This window comes from Blautia sp. HCN-20427 (assembly GCF_037890365.1).
GTDB lineage: Bacteria > Bacillota > Clostridia > Lachnospirales > Lachnospiraceae > Blautia.
The window spans coordinates 96,475-113,863 of record NZ_JBBKBX010000010.1 but is presented as its reverse complement, the minus strand read 5'-3'; the positions used below and the strand labels follow the sequence as shown (position 1 = coordinate 113,863).

The window sequence follows — 17,389 nt, the reverse complement described above, 5'->3', positions numbered from 1 at the left end:
ATATCATTCTTTTGTATCTTTCTTCATTTCTGTCTTAAGTGCATTTGGGATTTTAGGATCAAACATTCCTGGAATCATACATTTACCAACAGCATGTTTTCCCATATTGATTGCTAAATTACCAAGATTCTTTTTTAAACTATTTTTCATTTTTGTTCTTCCTTTCATATTTGATGATTTAAGTATAAACTATAGCTTTGTTATATTATTAAGTTTCGAATAAAATATCTTTTTTATAGAAAAAATGTAATATTTGCAGTGGAGTTCAACGTTTATTCAGTAATAATCGTTGATTATTATCAGGCACATTATAACAAACTATTTTTTCGCTTTTAAGACATAATAAAAGAGGTCTTGGCATAAGGGAATCTGACATATTTTCCATGAGATTGTTTTACCCTGAGACCTCTTGTGTTATCATATAGTTTTGTAACCATGAAATAAAAAAGCAGAAATCTCCCCGTCCAAAGTTTGATTCCTGCTTTCACCCAAATATAGCTTATGCTACATTGATACATACCTATGATAACAATTAAAACATAAAACTACAACCTTATTTCTCAGGATTTTTACAATAAAACGATAGATTCTCTTGATCTTAACCTTGTTTCCTGTATCTGTGTCCACTCCGGCTGTCTCATCCGTTATGGCTCTTACAGACGCAAGACCCAGCTTACTGACAGGCTCCTCTCTCTTTCAGTCGTTCGAGTGTACTGCAAAGTCTGTAGGCATACCCACGCACTGTTCCTTTCATCTATGATCCCTTATTCACAGATTCCTCTGGTTCTGCACGTCCGTCTGATCCAGGCTATGGACATGACACCGGATTCCGGAACATACTGGCAGAACAGTACAGTACCCTGCGCCTAAGCATCCACGAACCTTTCCGCCAGAGAATTGTCATGAATTATAACCTGGAAGGCATGACAAAAAACAGCAGAAGGGCATTCTTATGTTACTGCCAAACTGAATGGTGCTGGATGCACCCAAACGGTATTCGAAGATAACGCACTTGAAGCGATCCTCAATGCTGCGAATGGGACTCCACGTATGATCAACAAACTGTGCAATGCAAGTCTGTTGGTTGGAAACAGCTCAAATTTAAATATCATAACCGCCGATGCCGTTATGCAGGCAATCAATGACTTCGAACTCGGATAGCTTTAGAAACCATCATGTAAAATAATCTGCATGATGGTTTTTACTCATAAAATAGTGCGCCGAAAATCCCCAAAACTATATGCTTCATACCATGATCAGACACTCCAAAAGATCTGTTTTAATCTGACGGAGAGGGCAGCGTTTAATTTGCCGAATAACAGTTGATTTCAAAAACTATAAGTAATATAATATAAATGTCTACTAGAAAAATGTGAAAGGGTTTGGTTGTTACAATGAAAGTAATACAAATACTACCATATGTTTTATGTGTTTTTTCCTACTTACTTCCCATTTACTGCTTTCTACCTTTTAAGTTGAAATTAAAGCAGATAATTGTTTTATCTACTATATTGCTGATTAATATACTTCTTATTGGTTTTGTCTTGGGCAACATGGGTGTTATTCTTTTAATTATAAGCACATGTGTATATATTGCCTCACTTAATCCTAATCGTATAATAAATATTTGTGTCTTTATTGCAACTTATCTTTTTTGTGTGCTGTGGGATAATTTATTTTCTTTAGTATGGGATATATTCATCTATCCAGTTGCTGATTTACAGTCTCACTTAACCTATTACATTGTTTATATAATTTCATATATCTTACTTTTAGCCTGTATTTGTCCAATATTAGGCCGATTGCTCTATCTAGTAATTCATAGAATACACACTGGCCTTTCGAAACAGCTGTTATTACTTATAACTACAAATCTACTCACCTGTTTGTTTATTTTTTTATTTAACATAGCAATCGGAGATTATATTGGATATAGTCGTAGCGTTATAACCTTTAACTGTATTTTATTTGCCTGTTACTTTATAATCAGCACTATTTTAATTGTTAACATAATAAAATCCCATATGGAGAAAGTAAATCTGGATATACGCCAAGACTCTTATAATCGATTGCAAGAATATACCAATCAGATTGAAAATATGTATTCATCTTTAAGATCATTCAAACATGATTATTCCAATATAATGCTTTCTATGTCCGGGTACATTGAAGCAAACGATATGGATGGTTTAAAAGAATATTTTGATAAAGAAATCCTTCCATTAAGTAAAAAAATCACTAAGAATACTGCACATATAAACCAACTGATGAATATCAAAACTACAGAACTGAAAAGCATTATATCATCCAAGTTATTATATGCAATAGAATTGAATATCAATGTCAATATAGAAGTAACAGATGAAATAGTTTCTCTTCCAATCGATACACTAGATTTATGCAGAGTCATTGGAATCTTTCTAGATAATGCAATTGAGGCAACATTAGAAACTGATCAACCATCAATTCGCTTTGCTCTGATTAACCTGGAAACAGAATATATATTTGTCATTTCCAATACCTTTTTGGAAAAGGGAATCCCTTATGCTGCTTTAGCAAAACCCAATGTATCTACTAAAGGGGCAAATCGCGGAATAGGTCTTTATAATGCACATGAAATTATTTCAAGATATAATCACGCATTTCTGGATACCGAAATTCAAGATAAAATCTTTGTGCAACGCCTTCAGCTTTCTAAATCACTTATATAAAAAGGCAAAATTATTATAAACCACTCCCCATCAAATAGACAATCGAAAAACATAAAGTTTTCCTGCCAGCAGAGATAATCTGTTGGCAGTTTTTATGCTACCCACAAATAAATTTCAAATTTTCCATCGATTGCAAAACTACGATGTAACATTGCAGACTGTTATGATTATCTATAATAATCTTCTATCATTTTCATAAATGTTTCTCTATTTGTAAATCGTTTCCTACTGTAGCGTTCTCTTTTAAAATCGCCCAGAAGCCTTTCATTGAACCATTATCAATACGCTTTGCAACACTGGATATACTCTGTGTTACATCTGACGCTTCCAGTTTTGTAGATCATGTCAAGATTTTTGCAAAAGTATAATTCTACTATTTGATAACTGACAGTCAACCGGCTATGATATCAGACGACAGAGCATCCTCTGCCCCGAAAAGATGCTCCACATTCATGTAGCGTTTGGCATCCGGTTGATTACTGCTACATGACACAGTCTGGTATCATACAAGTATTAAAGTATTCTGCCCATCGAGAAAACACCGATTGCTTTTGTCCGGCATTTAATCTCACGGCTTAAATACTCAATGGTGTTGTTTATCCAAATCCAATTCCAGTATTGAGTAGGAAAATCTATATAAATTATCAGGTACGGCACTTATCTTGAGTTGAACAAAAATCTTTATTTTTTGAAGTAACTATAAGCGCATCTGCTCTAAACAATTGATATAATGAGATCAACTCATAAATTCTTGCATTATTAATTTCCTATCGCTTTCCTTCAGTACTTACAGTAGCTGTCCCTTTTAAGCATCACAGGGCAATATCCACTTTTATTCTAAAAAGAATGTTGCCTTTCTTCCCATAAAATATACTCCCTCCTGAATAACAAGCTTTTGTTATTTCACTTGTCTATTTAGAAGGGAGCATGTCATTAAGCATTCCTATTTTTTATATATGATGGAAAAAGTGAAATAGTTTCAAATACTACAGCCACAAATAGTAGATATGGAATATGTCCTATTGTTTTTGACATTATAATGGTTACTGTTAAATATATTAACACCAAAAATCCAGTTCTATTTCTCAATTTTTCATAATTTTCCTCTGAAATAGGATTATTCTCCGTACCCTGCGGTCCAATAACTAAGAGAATAAAAAGACAAATTAAATAAACTAAAATAGTATGAATCAACTCTATATTTAGCTGTTTAGAAATCTGAACACCTACTACTACAAATATTCCTGTTCCAATTAGACATGACAAACTTTTTTTAAAATGAACTCCTCCTGCGCTCATTTTAAGTCCTCCATATGCTGCTAAAATGATAACTGCTTCAAAAAAAATCCCCATAATTCCTGAAACTAACAGAATCGTTCCAACCATAACAATGTTATGAATTATAATTTGTAACCCTAAACTCATTCTCATTCGGTCAACATCACTCCAAATAGTTTTATCTGTATCCAGATATTTTACAATTCGATTTGCAATTGTTTCCATCTTGATTCTCTCCTTTCTAGCTAAAATAATAACAGAATTAAAAATATCAACTGTAAATTAATAATAAACGTTTAATTTCGTTGAATAAATGTTTAAATAGAAACAGTTATTCGTGGAAAAATGACACTTTCTTTTTTTCTTTAACAATGGCTTAGATTATTGTATAATGATAATGAAAAATAATAAAAATAAGGAGGGGATACTGAATATGATTGACATTTTCATCTGTGAAGATAACAAAAAACAGTTAGATCTCTTTACAACATATATATCAAATTTAATTCTTATAGAAGGTTTTGATATGAAGATTGTTCAAGCTACTTCTGATCCACATCAGCTTCTCAAAGAAATTTTAACTGCCGAAAACACCGGGCTTTTCTTTCTTGATATTGATTTAAGGTCTGATATGAATGGTCTGACTCTAGCACAGCGGATCCGACAAATTCAGCCTCGATGTTTCATTGTTTTTATTACTTCTCATTCGGAGATGAGTTTTCTCACTTTTCAATATAAAGCTGAGGCACTAGATTTCATTGTAAAAGATTCTGCTGAACACATAAAATCTAAGATTCATGAATGTCTACTAGATGTAAATAGTAAATACACTTCATCGAACAATAATGTTACTCGAACCTTTACAATTAATCAAAATGATAAGCGTATTGTAATCGATTATAATGATATTATTTTCTTTGAAACGTCCAACAATATCCATAAAATTATTCTTCATGCAAGAAAACGTGTTATCGAATTTACTGGACAACTAAAAGATATTGAGCAACAACTAGACTATCGATTTTATAGATGCCATACATCGTATATAATTAATAAGGATAATATTACCGATATAGACTTCAAAGAACTACTGGTTCATATGAACAATGGAGAAACATGTCCTGTTTCTGTGAGAAAAAAGAAGGGATTAAAAAAATTAGTGAGTTAAAAAGAAAAAGCTCAAATTTTGAGGGTATGAAGAAAAGTCTCATACCCTCACATAAAATAGGAAGTATAGGCAGCATCGGTCTGACGGTGTTACTAAAATTTCTTCTTCTCTTTCTTCCCAAAATTTTTCTTGTATCTATGGGATTAAGCTTTTAGTTTCAACAACCACTGGTGTATAAATCTAAGTAAGATACACGACATCCGTTTCCACAAAAGTTCCTCCTAGTACTCCTATGGAAGTTTTTATAAAATTTTACAGTTTTATTAATATCAATGACGTATGAATACAGATCTTTTCATTTTTTCAGAACGATTCTTTTATATCTAGCTTTTACATTTCTGTATTCTTCTAAAACACAATGCAAAACCTCCTTCTGGTTTATTGGGATTTCCGCATTGGCTGTTACCAGACCGTCCACACATTGAAGCACCATTGTTTCATTGTAATAAACTTCAAATCATAAATCATATCCTCCATTGCTTATTTTCCATTTTCCCAAAGAATAATTTCCTTTCCAGCTATGCTCTTCAAAGGTTTTCAATAACAAACGCAGTTGGTAAAGTTCCAAATCATTCTGCTTTTGAATCGCAGCATCCTCCAATAGGTTTATTATTTTCTTCATATCCGTTCCCATAAGATTCCCTACAGCTGAAAGGATCTTTTTTAAATCGTCATATGCTTTTTCCCCTTCTTTTGTAAATGGACTTTTCGATTTTTTCTCTTCTGAATATGGGATTTGAGCCCCTAGTCTTTTTAGAATATCTTCCAAAGATGACAGTTTCCAATTGCTGTTTATTTCCCTTTCCTGCTCATAATCACGGCAAACACTACGCAGCCTGCGTATCGCCTGCTGGCATGTTAGAAGTTGAGTTTCTAATTGTTCCAGTTCTTTATTCTTCTCTTCCAATAATTCTTCCATACAATTCACACATAATGTCCTCCTAAAAATCAAATATGTGCTGTATCCAGCATTTCCAGACACAGTACATGTTCTAATTTTATAACTTCCAAATACAGACTATTTATTATGTCTCTATACCTATATCTCCTTCCCTTTTCATAATACAATATTGAGTATCTGCTAAAGCACAATCCACACATCCCCTGTAATAGAAACAATCGCTGCATCCTTTTATTACTGGCATGTATCTTTCTTCATACTCTTCTCTGTTAGCTGAAGGACAGCTTCCATCTACACAGGCAACTCCGACATAATTTCTACATCTTTCTTTCATTCAATATCCCACCTTTAAATCCAAATTCTGTTTAGCTCTATTTTGCACTCTTTACACTGCTCAGGATCTTTTTTATAAATAGTTCCGCCAATACCATCTACAACACCGATAGCCCAACTATATCCTTCTCCATCTCTAAACTTTCTGGGTTTCTTGGTAATAGCTCTATCTGTACCAGATTTGATAGTAACTTTTTCCTCAGTTACCTTCGTGACCCTATATTCTTTCTCGATTCTCCTATTCTCTGTACTGCTCCATACTTGAACCGTATAGGTCTCTCCCACTTTAAAAGGATGCGGATCCACCTGTACTGTAGCAGAAACAATCTTATCAATTTCAGAGTATGCTGCTTTTAAAAAGCATCTATCCTGAACATCCATCACCTCAAAGGTAAAATAAACTTTTCCGGTTCCTATTACTTTACAGTTTCCCCATCTGCGGATTTCCACAATATATCCAACTTTAATATTGTCCTTCGAAAAGATTATACCACCCACTTCTTCTAAGCATTTATGATAATAAACTGATTTACTGATAGCATTTTCTATAATTAATTCAGCTTTTTCAATCCATTCTTGTACTATCTCTGGTGTAATAATCTCTCCATTGTAACGCTTATAGATTTTACCTGCTTCCATCTGTTTCAGCATTTTGCAATATGATTCCAAATTCTTTTTCTGTGCTCGGATTGTCTTTTCTGCTTCCTTAATCCGCCTATCAATAAATCCCTTATCTGTAGGCTTCGTTCCTGCTGCTGTATGTCGAGCTGCCTCTGCACGTTCCGCATAATATTCCGATTTCTTAAACTCATCAAAGCCTTTTTCCCATGCTGCGAACATCTTATTTCTCCTGTTAGAAAAAGCACGGCCAGCACTGCTATTTATATTGGGCTGTGTAAAAAAGGCAACATCTCCTCTCATATCCTCTATAGGTCTTTGTAAGCTTTTGCCTTTATCACAAGCTCTTTGAGACCTGTCATCGTATCTTTCTGCCCTCGTTTTTGCCCTTTCCGCTTTGCGTTCCATCTGCTCCTCAAAGGTTAATGTTTCACCAACGTTCTCCCCCTTGACAAGACCTATTTTTTTCGCTACAGCTTCTGCATGCCATAAATTAGGAAACTTTGCCCGGCTTACCCAGGCCCCATGCTTACGGCTGAAAAGAAAGTTGCTTTTAATTTCTTTCTTCAATTCATCTGGCAGCGCCACATAATCCTCTTTCTCAAAATACAATTCCAACTTCTGGGTTTCCATATTCATAATATATTCGCTCATATTCTATCTCCTCTTTTAACCTATACAGCCAGAAGAATTTTTCTTTTGGCTGTAGTAACAAAGCTTCACGTTTCCATCTAATTACCCATATTCTTAAGATACTACAAAAGAAATCTATTTTATTTCACATCAATTATCTGTATTACCTTTCCGTTTCGGATTCAAACGGTATACCACCTAGGATATCATCCATATTCCCCACTCTTTTTGACCTCCATTCCTGATATCTTTCATATCGCCTTACCAGCGCATTAATACTCTCAGACCGGAAATGACACCAAAACCTTTCTCCGTTTTCATCTTCAGCGCAAACTCCTATATCCAATTTATCTCCTGAAAATATTGCCGTCTTAGGAATGATATCCCTGCAATGTCCTAATATAGACAACTTTTGACGGACACATGCCTGTGCCAGCTCCCATGGATTACTTGACAGCCATGCATTGTACATCTCATGACAGCCTATTTCATCCCGTTGCATGACCTTTTGAATGTCTTGGACTACGTCTTTCGCTTTTCCATTATATTTTTCACGAATTTCTTCGTCTGTTAGTTCGATTAAAAATACTGCATCCGAATTTATTTTTTCTTCTCTTCCTCCGGGATTCCACATTTCCACTGCCACAAATGCCGGATTCACTTCTTTAACATAGGCAGTAAAACCAGAAGAAGTATTCATATATTTAATACCGCTGATCTTCTGCCCTTTTTTCAAATGTTTATATGTCACTTGTTTTTCTTCAGTCATAATCCACCTCCTAAAGATTTTTATGTTAATCTGTATGCCACCAAATAAGCATTCTCCAATGTCACACATCCTTCGACATGTCTTTCGTCTTCTTTTTGTGAATAGCTCATCATTCCTACATAGTCCCGGACAAGTGTAAGCTGCCCTGGGAAATATGGATGTTCTATCACTTTTCATCTGACCTTTCTTTTTCCTTTTTCTACTGTAAAAATTTTATTAAGTTGCATTTTAACGAAACTCCTCCTAAATCATATATCTTTTCATAAATCATTTAAGTAACACATGACACTACAGTCTGGTATAATTTCATCTTCCATTCTTCCTCTCCCTGGTTCCAGTTCATCTAAAAATATTCCATTGATACAAGAATGTCCAATCTCTCGTTCCAGTTTTGCCATACGCTCAAAAACTTCTGGAAAATCTATTCTGATCTTATTCCAATATCCCATTCCTCCTTTCACACAGCCGATGCAATTATTATTTCGATATCCTAGATCGTACATGGCAAGATCCAGATGTCCCAGTTCTACAAACTGCGGAAACAATAAGGAAAGCGTATAATTTTTTCGTTTCCAGAACATTTCTGTAATCTCTTCACCTGTCAAAGAAAAGTATGCTGACAAATACTGTTTGAACTGTTCAGATGTGTAGGTATTTTGCTGCAATGTTTCCAATACCCAGTTTTCAAAAGCATCTGGTGTAAGTATCTGTTTCAGTTCATGCTATTTCGTATCTGTAAGATCAATCAAAAACCAATTGCTATGCCTTTCTCTATAATTATCACATTCGTATAGCAGCTGATATGTTTTTATATTCTGGACTTCCAACCTGTAATAAAGGTAATCCATGATACCGTTCTCCCCTTCTAATCGCACTGGAAAAAAACGATACTTTTCAAAGAGGTTTCTACAAAGTTCATACGCTTCTTGAGAATAATCTTCCTGTCCACTCAAAAATAAAAGACATGTTTCAACCGCCATTCGTTCTGCAGTCATACCATCTATTTTAAGTTTTGTGTAAAGGTCGGTCTGAAAAAGCAATGTCATACTAAGAAACATAATCTCTCTTTTCGAGTATCCTGCTTCTATTAGCTTTTTCCTTGCCGTACTGCCTTCTTTTGCATAACAGCATGGAAGCCGGAACAGATATTTTAATACTTCTATATCTTTATTTATGGTAATTTTTCAACTTGCATGAAAATTTTTCCGTAAGTCAGATATAGACTTCTTTATAAGCATAAACTGAGAAATTACGTTCTGTTCCAAGCAGCTGGTTCAAATCGTGTTTCCGCGTCTCCCAAAACTCATCATCATACACAAACATATGCAGCATAAAAAGCAGTTCCTGCAGCTCCTGAATAGGACAATTGCACATTTTCTGATACAATTTTGATTTTTCCTTGTCATCACAGAGATATAGGATCCCCATCATATAAATATCGTTTTTTGCAAGAATTCGTCTGAACTTTTTCCAAAATGAAGCCTTCTGCTTTCCAACAAACATACCGGCATTTTGAAATTTCCTGGTTTCTGCAAGCGCAAGACCAAGTGAGCGTAATTGTTCCACCTTGACCTCCATTTTTTCTTCCAGACGCTCCAAAACCTCTCCCGGATAATGCAGACCGTATCTCTCTTCCACGCCCTGTTCAGGACAGCTGAAAAATAGAGCATGGTCCTGAAATTCTCGATATGCCTGTTCTCTGTTCGTATTTTCTGAAATCTGAGAATCAAATCTACCATTTGACAGTAAAGCTCCACATCAAAAATATTTTCAAAAAATTTTTGTAACATTACATTCCTTCTTTCTTTTAAGGGAACCGCAAAACGGTTCCCCCTATCCATCCATAAACATCCGTAAATTTTATCAGGCTGCTATCACCATCTGCTCTCTACGGAAACACTGCTGTTCTATCATGCTTGTGTTTTCCAGGTTATGTACTTTTTGATATCTCTCTGCTTCTCTATAAGTAGTGAACGTAACTGCACTTTGAAACTGGTCTGAAAAAACAGTTCCCGTCCAATATTCTGCTAACCCCTCTAACTCGTACTTATGCGAAAGCAGTACCCACAAAATTTCACAAATCCATGCTTCCAATCCAACGTAGCATAAATGCTGGCTGATACACTCTGCCGCCTGCTGTTTGCTACGAAAACGTATTGCCCGTTCCAGCGGGGAACTTCGTATACTTTTTTTGTTATAACCGCTCAGATATTTTCCCGTTTCTAGCTCTATGATATATCCACTGGAAAACAGCTGATCCATATCCATAGTTTCATTTTTATCTCTTATTTTTCCCGCCATATTCATTCGTGTCCTCCTTTCCAAAATAAAAACAGCCTGTTTTTGGCTGCCATTCTTTTATCTCCGTATTCGTTTTAATATTTCCCTCGCAAGTATAACCGTAAGCGTGTCTAGATCCGAAATATTCAGATACCCTTCCTGATAAATTCTTTCAATCGTTTCCTTATCATCTCCAATTGCAGCCGCCATCACGATAATACCCTTTGCTTCTAGTTTCTTTTTGATATTCCGAATATCTGCTTCTGCCTCTTCCCCACAATACAATGCACCATTGGGGCGGCCGTCACTGATACAAAATAAAAGCTTTGTCCGTTCCGGTCTTCTGGCTAGTTTTTCACCTGCATAGATTAATGCTGCCCCGTCTCTATTAGATCCTGCCACATCTATAGATGCGATACGATAACAGTCATTTCTGTCCGGCTCAAATTCTGCAAGAGAATGGAAAGTCACAAGTTCTTTCCGTAAAGTTCGCCCTTCTCCGTTCGTATGGTGTCCATAAACCAAAATCGGAATTCCCACGCTGATACAGAACTTATACAGGCACAGACAACAACATCTTGCCTTTTCCAAGCGCCTTCCCCACATGGAAGCTGACAAATCCATCAAAACTACAACCGCTGCATTTAATGTCCTTGCAGGCTCTCTTTTCTGATAAAAACGATGAAATGGATCATAAAGCATCTGCATATTGATGGAAGTCCCAAAAAACAATTGTTTTTCCTTACGTTCCCCTTGCTGACAGAACGCCGGCAGCAAAACCGCATTCATTTTCCGTACTGTCTGTTTGATTTGTGGCTCTAATAGTTCATACCGCATGATATCCCGTTGGCTTATCTGGGACTTACGTTCCACTATCATTTTCACTTTTTGGTGATCGCCATTAAATTCTGTACCGCATAACTCCTGCGAAAGTTCCTTTAAAATTTCTGCATTATATGTTTTTTCTGCTTTGGACTCTGCAATTTTTTCTATACACCGTAACAACTGTTCTTTTGTTTCAATTGGCTTGATTTCCATCTCCTTCTGCTCCCTCTTGAGTTCTGCCGGAGTGTTATTCATTCCTGTTTCCTCTTTGGAACAAAGAAAATCCGGAAGTTCGCTTTTAATTTTTCCCCATTCTTCCTGAACCTTCTGCTCTGTGTTAGATGAAACGGCATCTTTTCCATCACTTTCCTTTTGCCCGTTTCCATTCTTTTCAGAGGGCTGTTCTTCCTGTTTTATATTTTTCTCCATCTCTTCTATCTCTGTTTTCAACAATTCCCAAATCAACAGAAGAAGTCTGTTGACCGCCTCCAGACGTCCCAATGGTTCTTTACATCTGACTCCGGAATCAATAACCGGTTTTGTCTCTTCCAGCAAATCAAGTAAAATATCTGTTTCCATCTCCCAGTTATTTACCGTTCCTGTCAGGGAATATTGTGCCATCAGATTTAACATCACTGATATCTTTCGGTATCCCTCTTTTAATTGGACTTTCATACTGGGAACTCTCTCCATGTTCCGCATACGGTTCTGTAAAATTCCACGCCTGATACTTCCCGGATACCTTCTGCACATGATTTCTTCTATATACACATCTTCAATCATATTCTGGATAAATGCGGCAGTCTCTGTCATTATATATTTTGCAGCTGGATGATCTCCAGTAAGAAATTCTTGAATTTCCATCATCTGTTCCTGTCCAGTCCAGTCTTGTGGAAGCGGCAGCTGTATCATCCATCTTCCTTGCCTCATTTCATCCAGATAGGTTTTTCGGAGTTCAAAATCTGATAAGTTCCAGTGTCCGCACTCATGTCCCAAGATACCAACGATACTATCACTTCTTAATGCAAGCGTTGGAAAACTCATAGTTACCTGATTTGCGATATTGAGTAGCACCCGTAAACTGGAACATCTTCCTCCATAAGGTTCATTTGGTTCTTTTACAAGATTCACCGTTTTCAAAGTCCCCGCCGTTATTTCATAGGCAATCGAATGTAACATTGTCCTGTAATCCGCCGATTCAAAAACTTCATAATCCTCCAGGTTTTCTTTTTCTTCCTGCACACGTTGTTTCCATTCCTGATGATTTCTCATAGTCCTCCTTTATGCCGCCTCTTCAAAAGCCGGCTCAATGAATGTACTTAAAATAGTGTCCCTTTCTTCTGGAAATGGAGAAACTTTACTAATTACAGCATTTACTGCTGCTTCCAAAACATCTTTTGATGTCATATAATTCCACACCCAGTTTTCCAGTTCCCGATATCCGCATACACCGCCGCGTATCTGCTTATCCCTCAGATATTTCTTGATTTTACTGATGGCTGCTGCCATCTGGTAAATCAGCTCTTTTTCCTTGCAGCCTGTTTTGAAAATGGCACGTTCCGCCATTTCTTCCACACTCAATTCTTTCCGGTGCTGTACCAGATGCATTCTTGACAATACTGATTCATTGAACATCTGGCATCCGATATAATCCATGTTTGTTGTCATGATCACCACCGTATCCGGGTGTCTTTCTATTACTTCGCCATTCAGTAGGTCTGTTTTTGCGTCGTCATCAAATAGAGCATTCAGTCGAGTAAGGGTTCCCGGCTTTTCAATCATAGCAACTTCCTGAATTTCTATTACCGCCGGCATCCGGCAGGCCTGAATGATTGTAGATTCTGTTTTCACGAAGTCCTTTTCCATTTTCGCCTGTTTATATCCCTGCTGAACTGCTGCATTCAATATTTCACGAAATGCGGTTGCTTCATCAATTTCCATCTGGTAGTTCCCTGTCAACACTGCCAAAGCAGAAGCGGGATCTATCTGAAAATCTTCATATGTCGGCAATTCACTTTCTGATATCTTTGCAGTCGTATCTACGTTTGGAACAAGAGATACCATAAGGCTCACCTCTTCCGTTCCCGGTCCGCATGTAAATACAAACCGAGGATACCCAAGCAGCTGTGCAATAATCTTTGTGTCTGTTGTTTTCCCTGAACCAGAATCCCCTTCCATCATAAAAAGCCGGGAAGGAGTATTTACAATCATGGAAAGAATTTCTTGTGTAGCCGTATTCACTTTGTAATCATCCGGTAACTTTGGAATCAAGGCCTGATACTTTTCCTCAACTTCCTTCCCCTGATAATAAAACGCTTTCAGTTCCCCGATTGTTGATTCTGTAAGCTGTCTTTTTGCTGTCAGCAGTTGAAACACCCCTACCTCTGTCTGGTTTGCACCATATAAACCGGATTTCAACCGATAAGACTCAATAAACTCACAATTTGTAAACTGTGGCTCCCCTATCGGTATTCCGCCATCTTCTAATGGAAGACAGGATTCCACCCGCCGGTACAAATTGTCACAACAAATATACGCACTGGACAGAAACTCCTCTTCATCTATTTCTTCATTCATATCCAGAATTTGCATTATTTTTTCAAAATGCTGCGTGAATTCCATATCATACAATTCTGTGCCATAACACGTGCTGGCAAACGCAAGCAGTGCAATGTACCGTTCTGCTATATTCTGTTCCTCCTGTATGGATGGTAAAACCGACACCGTATCCGCTTTTTGTACACAGCCTTTAAACTTTCCATTTCTCCAGTTATAAATCAGAGCATAATGGCTCTCGCCATTTTTACATTCCATACAATAATAATTTGTTGTATTGCCCTCACCGAACTGTCTGCCGAGCGCACCTTCCGTCTCTGCACCTGCAAATACCCCCGACAGCCATAAAATTGCACGTAATGTGGGCGCATGCAATGTGGCAGATTTTGCCCGAAGTGAATTATATTGTGAGCAGTCCGAAACTTTTGTACTCGTTTTGGTTCTTCCCAGGTCATGAATCAATTTCTGAAATAAATCCGGTAATTCCTCCTGAAATGTCCATGTTTCATATAATGCCGCCATAAAAAATATTCCTCCTTTCGTTCTTTTCTGCATATTCCAAATGAGCATCGGCATTCTTGACCATGCGTTTTCTTTATCCTCCTTTTTCGCAAATAAAAAAGGCAAAGCATGATTCTTTCTTTTCATACTTTGCCTGTCATTTTAAATTTGAAATTTATGCAGAATTCTCTGAAATTAAATACTTCCATCCTAAATGCCGATGGAACTAAAGTTACAGGACACATCATAGATGTGTAAAATAATAATTACAACCTTATCTTAGCATTGTCCATTCTTAGTGTCAAGAAAAAGAGAGACTCTCTTTTTCTAATGTCTAACACGTTTATGCTGCTGAAAGATAAGTATTCGACACCAAAGAGTTAATCCCCGTATTCGGTTCTTTTTCACAAACGAGTTTGCACTTGACCGCATCTGAGTAAAATGTTTTCAACTGTACTTCTTTCGGCTTCATCATTGGAAATCTAATTTCAATCTGCTCATCATTGTACAATATAAGATCATTATAGCAGGTACCTTGTACAACCCATCCTACCTGATATTGTTTCATAAGCTGTTCTGCAGCAGTGCGAAAACATGTTTTTAAAATTTCATTATAAACCGTATAATTTGGATGCACTTCAATATTGTCCAGCACCAGGCAATTATAAGGTTCATTGATCCATATCACAGAATTGGCAATCACTCTGTTCTTATAATAAACATTTACAATTCCAAATCCTCTTTCCAGTGCATACTGTTTTGCCTTGATACTGCCATAGCTCATACAGCACACCGTTGCATCACCCGCTGTCAGATATTCCGGGGAACCTTTTGCTTCTACTAACACCTTAAAGTTACATAGTTTCTTTAATTCATCCGGAAGATTTTCTACATTATGAAATTTCATAATTTCCAGCACTTCACGATACTGAACCGGCGTTATCTTCTCTTCCAAAACTGTATGTAACAGGTTTTCCTTTTTCAGCCTGCGATAAATATGTTTTGCCTGCCTCGTTTGCTTTTTCAACAATGTTTTCACAAAGGATGATAATCCCTCATAAGACAGACGGATTTCCTGCGCTTTAAACAAACAGGGATATTTTCCACGTATGAATTTTGACAAGTTATGATCTCCATATTCACGAAACAAATCATATAATACAACATTTGGACAATACGTCTGTATGCGCTGCATATAATCTGTCACCATCTCTTTTTCCATTTCTGAAAAATTCAGTTTTTTACTATATGCTTCCATTACATGTTCTTTTAATTCCATCAGATAATCATTACAATCTTTATTTTTTCTAATAAGACTGCTCAATCTTTTACGTGCTCTTTTTTGACTAGGCTGCAATTGTAATTTCTTTTCTATTCTAAGGTACCGGCATACGCCTTCTATAACTTTTGATGTATTGAAAGCTTGATTATATGATTTTGTTAAAATAGCTTTCATTGCACCAGTTGTAAGAAGCATTTTCCCATCAAATAATGTTTGTACAATCAGATTCCAGTCATGGAAATAATTCCCCTCTTCTTTGTTTCTTCGTTTGACGATATTTTCAATACACCCGGATGCATATTTTTTTGATACTATATGATAAATTGTCTCACACATGGAAATAAACTGTTCATTTTCATTCTCACACAATTCATTTAATTCTTTTAAATATTTATTAATAATAAGCATTCTGTCCAAATAGAACAAATATAAATTTTTTGTTATATACGGGACCGGATACATGGGATGATATAAACCAAATTTATTAAAATAACTTACATAATATGTGCGTTTATATTTTCGAAAATACTGTTCGCCAAATTCTCTGGAGGTACGTTCCAGCCAGCGATAGCCTGATAACGAATTTCGATAGGATGTGTTATAGATTTTGCCTTTATTGTATATTTTAAGGCATTTTCTATAGTCATCATAACAATATCCTTTTTCATTATCTCTCATATCTTTCTTTTCTTGGTATCCAAATAACTGATAACGATCCAATGCTTTTTGAAAAAACTTATGTATAATCTCATGATTATCCATGTCCTTCGCTTCTTCCGGGATCCTGTTATATAAAAAATAGTCAGATGTTATAGGGATCGTTTCTCCGAACATACTATAGTAATCTATCCATTTTTCAATCATATTACGCATTATAAATTTCATATGATTCTTTTTGTGAAAATCAACACCATCCTGTATCGGTTTCTTCAAAAATTTCAGCACTGACGATATATAAGCGCTTTCTCCAATAGGCATCTCATCAATCTGTCTCCAAAAACCATATTTCCAATTGCTTTCTTCTAATATTTCTAAATCGACGCTAAAAATCACATGATGAGCATCTTCTCCATTATCGTAATATTTATGCAAAATATGATCTTCTATAATTTTTATCCCCCTTTTTTTGCATTTATAAAGACTATCCAAAAGATGGTAGGATGTACTTCTCATTTCTGCATGAAAAAGCTTCTTATTACGGTTCCATTTTTCGCATTGCTGGAAAAAGAATAACAATAATCTTGGTAAATATTGAAAATTCGGGCAATTTACATCAGCTATATAAATCTGCTTTGAGTGATACTCGGCATAAATCTGAGGAATATATGCAACAATGTAACACACAAGTTCTCCTTTAGAAAAACCTGCTACTGAATAATAAAAAAACTCCGGCTGCGTTGCTTCCTCTTTCAAACCTTCCATTCCCATGCGCATTTCTTCAGGATAAGATTGTTTTTCTAAATCAATAACAGCCGGAAAATACTCTTCGCTCATTTTTGTAAAATACATAAGCTTCTCCTTCCATATTATTAAG

At 36.1% G+C, this 17,389-nt stretch carries 15 protein-coding genes; 2 read left to right on the top strand and 13 right to left on the bottom strand.

Annotated features, from left to right (window positions below; genetic code table 11):
• Positions 1-3: 3 nt before the first annotated feature.
• Complete coding sequence (locus tag WKT17_RS08210) at positions 4-150, bottom strand: hypothetical protein (protein ID WP_158547686.1); 147 nt, start codon at positions 148-150, stop codon at positions 4-6.
• Between the two features lie 1,874 nt (positions 151-2,024).
• Here WKT17_RS08210 and WKT17_RS08205 point away from each other — a divergent pair.
• The gene (locus tag WKT17_RS08205) at positions 2,025-2,711 is read left to right on the top strand and encodes a sensor histidine kinase (RefSeq protein WP_243246641.1); all 687 of its coding nucleotides are present in this window, start codon (positions 2,025-2,027) and stop codon (positions 2,709-2,711) included.
• A gap of 513 nt (positions 2,712-3,224) precedes the next feature.
• Here WKT17_RS08205 and WKT17_RS16330 read toward each other — a convergent pair.
• Together WKT17_RS16330 and WKT17_RS08200 are read right to left on the bottom strand one after the other, a co-directional pair.
• Positions 3,225-3,368, bottom strand: a complete 144-nt coding sequence (locus tag WKT17_RS16330) for a transposase (RefSeq protein WP_117500931.1) — start codon at positions 3,366-3,368, stop codon at positions 3,225-3,227.
• Between the two features lie 276 nt (positions 3,369-3,644).
• The gene (locus WKT17_RS08200) at positions 3,645-4,214 is read right to left on the bottom strand and encodes an accessory gene regulator ArgB-like protein (RefSeq protein ID WP_117500930.1); all 570 of its coding nucleotides are present in this window, start codon (positions 4,212-4,214) and stop codon (positions 3,645-3,647) included.
• A gap of 208 nt (positions 4,215-4,422) precedes the next feature.
• Here WKT17_RS08200 and WKT17_RS08195 point away from each other — a divergent pair, with 208 nt between their 5' ends.
• Complete coding sequence (locus WKT17_RS08195) at positions 4,423-5,157, top strand: LytR/AlgR family response regulator transcription factor (RefSeq protein WP_117500929.1); 735 nt, start codon at positions 4,423-4,425, stop codon at positions 5,155-5,157.
• A gap of 457 nt (positions 5,158-5,614) precedes the next feature.
• Here the strand turns inward: WKT17_RS08195 and WKT17_RS08190 are convergent, their stop codons facing one another.
• The 10 genes from WKT17_RS08190 to WKT17_RS08145 form a co-directional block, all read right to left on the bottom strand.
• Positions 5,615-6,085, bottom strand: coding sequence for a hypothetical protein (locus WKT17_RS08190; RefSeq protein WP_133300848.1), 471 nt, complete (start codon positions 6,083-6,085; stop codon positions 5,615-5,617).
• Between the two features lie 97 nt (positions 6,086-6,182).
• Positions 6,183-6,392 (bottom strand): hypothetical protein, encoded by a 210-nt coding sequence (locus WKT17_RS08185; RefSeq protein ID WP_117500927.1) that lies wholly within the window; start codon positions 6,390-6,392, stop codon positions 6,183-6,185.
• Positions 6,393-6,406: 14 nt separating this feature from the next.
• Positions 6,407-7,648 carry a DUF3560 domain-containing protein gene (locus WKT17_RS08180; RefSeq protein ID WP_340272351.1) on the bottom strand — a complete coding sequence of 414 codons (1,242 nt, stop codon included), beginning with the start codon at positions 7,646-7,648 and terminating at the stop codon, positions 6,407-6,409.
• Between the two features lie 157 nt (positions 7,649-7,805).
• Positions 7,806-8,411 carry a hypothetical protein gene (locus WKT17_RS08175; protein ID WP_055303595.1) on the bottom strand — a complete coding sequence of 202 codons (606 nt, stop codon included), beginning with the start codon at positions 8,409-8,411 and terminating at the stop codon, positions 7,806-7,808.
• A 260-nt stretch (positions 8,412-8,671) separates the two neighbouring features.
• Complete coding sequence (locus WKT17_RS08170) at positions 8,672-9,085, bottom strand: hypothetical protein (protein ID WP_340272346.1); 414 nt, start codon at positions 9,083-9,085, stop codon at positions 8,672-8,674.
• Between the two features lie 538 nt (positions 9,086-9,623).
• On the bottom strand, positions 9,624-10,049 hold the full coding sequence (locus tag WKT17_RS08165) for a hypothetical protein (protein WP_117500924.1): 426 nt from the start codon (positions 10,047-10,049) through the stop codon (positions 9,624-9,626).
• 225 nt (positions 10,050-10,274) lie between these two features.
• Positions 10,275-10,718 carry a hypothetical protein gene (locus WKT17_RS08160; protein WP_117500923.1) on the bottom strand — a complete coding sequence of 148 codons (444 nt, stop codon included), beginning with the start codon at positions 10,716-10,718 and terminating at the stop codon, positions 10,275-10,277.
• Positions 10,719-10,769: 51 nt separating this feature from the next.
• Entirely contained in the window at positions 10,770-12,788 is a 2,019-nt protein-coding gene (locus tag WKT17_RS08155) for a cobaltochelatase CobT-related protein (RefSeq protein WP_117500922.1), read from the bottom strand.
• A gap of 9 nt (positions 12,789-12,797) precedes the next feature.
• Positions 12,798-14,594, bottom strand: a complete 1,797-nt coding sequence (locus WKT17_RS08150; protein ID WP_117501008.1) for a hypothetical protein — start codon at positions 14,592-14,594, stop codon at positions 12,798-12,800.
• A 322-nt stretch (positions 14,595-14,916) separates the two neighbouring features.
• Complete coding sequence (locus tag WKT17_RS08145) at positions 14,917-17,364, bottom strand: hypothetical protein (RefSeq protein WP_340272341.1); 2,448 nt, start codon at positions 17,362-17,364, stop codon at positions 14,917-14,919.
• Between the last annotated feature and the right edge of the window lie 25 nt (positions 17,365-17,389).

What these genes read in the sequence shown, in the direction of transcription:
- WKT17_RS08210 (WP_158547686.1), bottom strand. Translation starts at nt 150, where the DNA reads ATGAAAAATAGTTTAAAAAAGAATCTTGGTAATTTAGCAATCAATATG.
- WKT17_RS08205 (WP_243246641.1), top strand. Translation starts at nt 2,025, where the DNA reads ATGGAGAAAGTAAATCTGGATATACGCCAAGACTCTTATAATCGATTG.
- WKT17_RS08200 (WP_117500930.1), bottom strand. Translation starts at nt 4,214, where the DNA reads ATGGAAACAATTGCAAATCGAATTGTAAAATATCTGGATACAGATAAA.
- WKT17_RS08195 (WP_117500929.1), top strand. Translation starts at nt 4,423, where the DNA reads ATGATTGACATTTTCATCTGTGAAGATAACAAAAAACAGTTAGATCTC.
- WKT17_RS08185 (WP_117500927.1), bottom strand. Translation starts at nt 6,392, where the DNA reads ATGAAAGAAAGATGTAGAAATTATGTCGGAGTTGCCTGTGTAGATGGA.
- WKT17_RS08180 (WP_340272351.1), bottom strand. Translation starts at nt 7,648, where the DNA reads ATGAATATGGAAACCCAGAAGTTGGAATTGTATTTTGAGAAAGAGGAT.
- WKT17_RS08175 (WP_055303595.1), bottom strand. Translation starts at nt 8,411, where the DNA reads ATGACTGAAGAAAAACAAGTGACATATAAACATTTGAAAAAAGGGCAG.
- WKT17_RS08160 (WP_117500923.1), bottom strand. Translation starts at nt 10,718, where the DNA reads ATGAATATGGCGGGAAAAATAAGAGATAAAAATGAAACTATGGATATG.
- WKT17_RS08155 (WP_117500922.1), bottom strand. Translation starts at nt 12,788, where the DNA reads ATGAGAAATCATCAGGAATGGAAACAACGTGTGCAGGAAGAAAAAGAA.
- WKT17_RS08150 (WP_117501008.1), bottom strand. Translation starts at nt 14,594, where the DNA reads ATGGCGGCATTATATGAAACATGGACATTTCAGGAGGAATTACCGGAT.
- WKT17_RS08145 (WP_340272341.1), bottom strand. Translation starts at nt 17,364, where the DNA reads ATGTATTTTACAAAAATGAGCGAAGAGTATTTTCCGGCTGTTATTGAT.